Source organism: Brachyspira pulli (assembly GCF_036997785.1).
GTDB classification, from domain to species: domain Bacteria; phylum Spirochaetota; class Brachyspiria; order Brachyspirales; family Brachyspiraceae; genus Brachyspira; species Brachyspira pulli.
This window is the reverse complement of record NZ_JAWLQI010000126.1, coordinates 1-2,377: the sequence shown is the minus strand read 5'-3', so window position 1 is coordinate 2,377 and position 2,377 is coordinate 1. Positions and strand designations below refer to the sequence as shown.

Here is a 2,377-nt window from a genome sequence, read left to right as displayed (position 1 = left end):
AAATATATTTTATCATAAAAAATTTTATATTTCTTAAACCTTTTTGCTACATAATAACTTTATATTTCAATGCAAATAATAAAGACTAGACTTTAATTAAAAAGCCTAGTCTATACTAATAAAAATTACTAATTATTATTTTGCATTAATAGCATCTATTATTTCAGCACATTTCATGTACATTCTAGGAATATGGAAAGGTCCTTTATACATATTACCTTTCAAATCAGTAGATATTGTACCATCTCTATGAAGATATCCGAACCATTCGCCATATTCTGTATCTATGAATTTTTTAGTATACTCTTTTACCATATCATGTTTTTCTAAATATTTATCATCTTTAGTGAAATAGTAGCAGTATAAAGCAGCAATAGCAGCTTCAGTTTGAGGCCACCAGAATTTCATATCATGGTGATATTCGCTTTTAGCTTTTCCAAGTACGTCCATATATTGAATGATGCCGCCGTACTCTTTGTCCCAGCCCCATTCCCACATCCAGTCAAATATTTTAAGACCTAGGGCTTTTAATTTTTCATCATGTCCTCTTTCTATAGATTCTCTTAAAATAAACCAAGATGATTCTATAGCATGACCTGGGTTTAATAATCTTCCTTCAAAGTGATCCTGTAAAGTACCGTCTGGATTACATTGTTCTAATACTGCTTTTTTATCTTCGTATAAGAATAATTGTATGTTCTTAAGAAGATTATCAATATAGTTGTTGTAATAATCTTTATTTTCCGGATCAGCTTTTCTTAATTCCTGAACTGTAGCAAGCATTATCATAGGAGGGCCGAAAGCTATAGTAGGTCTGTTGCCTGCATCAAATTTAGGTATTAAAAGACCTTCTTTTTGATATCTGTCTATATTATCAAGTATTTCTCTAGCTTTTTTAACATAGCTTTTATCTCCGCTAGCTCTTGAATATGCTGCCATAGCAACTAAACAAAATGTTTCTGAGAAGTAATATCTTAATCTTTTTATGATAGGCTTTCCGTCTTCAGTAACTCTGAAATACATTCTTCCGTCACCTGCTTTATCAAAACAGTAATTTTCTAAAAAGTCTATTCCCAATTTAGCAGCTTCTAAATACTCTGGTTTTTTCTCAAAATCAGCATAAAGTGTTGACAATACCCAAGCAAATCTTCCTTGAAACCATACAGACTTATCAGTTTCTATAAGGTTTCCCTTTCTGTCTAATGCAGTATAATATCCGCCATGTTTCTTATCAAGTCCGTTTTTTAGCCAAAATGGAATGATATTGTCTTTTAACATGTGAAGATACTCGTTTTTTACTTCGTTTAAATTACTCATATAAAAATTCCTTAGATTTTATTTAACATAATATAATAATATTAACAGATTGATATCATAAAAGCAATATATAAAAACAATAATTAAAAAAATATTTTTATTTTATAAAAGTTGACTATTTTTTAGATATTATATACAATATGTTAGATTAATCTAACAACAATAAATTAGGAGTAAATATATATGACAACTTTAGAATGTATAAATATTTCTGATAGCATATATGATCTATGCACTAAATATCCAAAAATTAAAGAAGCATTATTTGATTTGGGATTTGATAAGATAAAAAATCCAATAATGTTTAATACTGTATCAAAGATTATGACTTTGGAAAAAGCAGCAAAAATTAAAAATATTGATAATGATGAATTAAGAAAAAAATTAAATGAATATGGTTTTGAATTGAATAGCATATCAAATAAAGAAGATAGAAATGATATACTGAAATCGCTTATAGTAAAACTCCATTATACAGGAGATATAGAAACTATAAAAAGAGAGTTTGAAGATAAATTGATGAAAGTGTCAGCAGAAGAAGTACACAATGCTATGCATGAGCTTATAGATAATGGTATGAGTATAGATGAAGCTAAAAGATTTTTCTATATAAGAACGCTAGTTTTAAAAGATGCTATGGATAATAATACAGAAACTAATTATAAGGCTATAGATATTTTTGAAGAAGAAAACAGATGTATAGAAAAATTATTAGATGAAATTAAAAGTTATGATAATATTAATATATTAAATGAGCTTTATAGTAATCTTAATAGGCATTACAGCAAAAAGGAAAGTTTATTTATTACATCTTTAAAAAAATATGGCAATGATGAACCTTCAAAGGTTATGAGCAGAGTTGATAAAGATATATTAAATGAGTTAAAAGATATTATTGATTATAGTAAAAATAATAATAAAATTAATTCAGAAAATATAAATTTATTAAAAGATCATATTTTGGATATGATATTTAAAGAAGAAAATATACCTAAACAACTATATTTTGTCAAAATAATTTTTTTAATTTAAAATATTTTCAGGGCTTTGCCCCGAACCA

At 26.6% G+C, this 2,377-nt stretch carries 2 protein-coding genes; one reads left to right on the top strand and one right to left on the bottom strand.

Going from position 1 to position 2,377, the window contains the following annotated elements; translation table 11 throughout:
- Positions 1-135 precede the first annotated feature (135 nt).
- Positions 136-1,317, bottom strand: coding sequence for an AGE family epimerase/isomerase (locus R4K56_RS14630; RefSeq protein ID WP_335772809.1), 1,182 nt, complete (start codon positions 1,315-1,317; stop codon positions 136-138).
- Between the two features lie 183 nt (positions 1,318-1,500).
- Here R4K56_RS14630 and R4K56_RS14625 point away from each other — a divergent pair, with 183 nt between their 5' ends.
- The gene (locus R4K56_RS14625) at positions 1,501-2,349 is read left to right on the top strand and encodes a DUF438 domain-containing protein (RefSeq protein WP_335772810.1); all 849 of its coding nucleotides are present in this window, start codon (positions 1,501-1,503) and stop codon (positions 2,347-2,349) included.
- Positions 2,350-2,377: the final 28 nt, after the last annotated feature.

Coding starts and splice junctions, on each gene's coding strand:
- R4K56_RS14630 (WP_335772809.1), bottom strand. CDS start 1,317: ATGAGTAATTTAAACGAAGTAAAAAACGAGTATCTTCACATGTTAAAA.
- R4K56_RS14625 (WP_335772810.1), top strand. CDS start 1,501: ATGACAACTTTAGAATGTATAAATATTTCTGATAGCATATATGATCTA.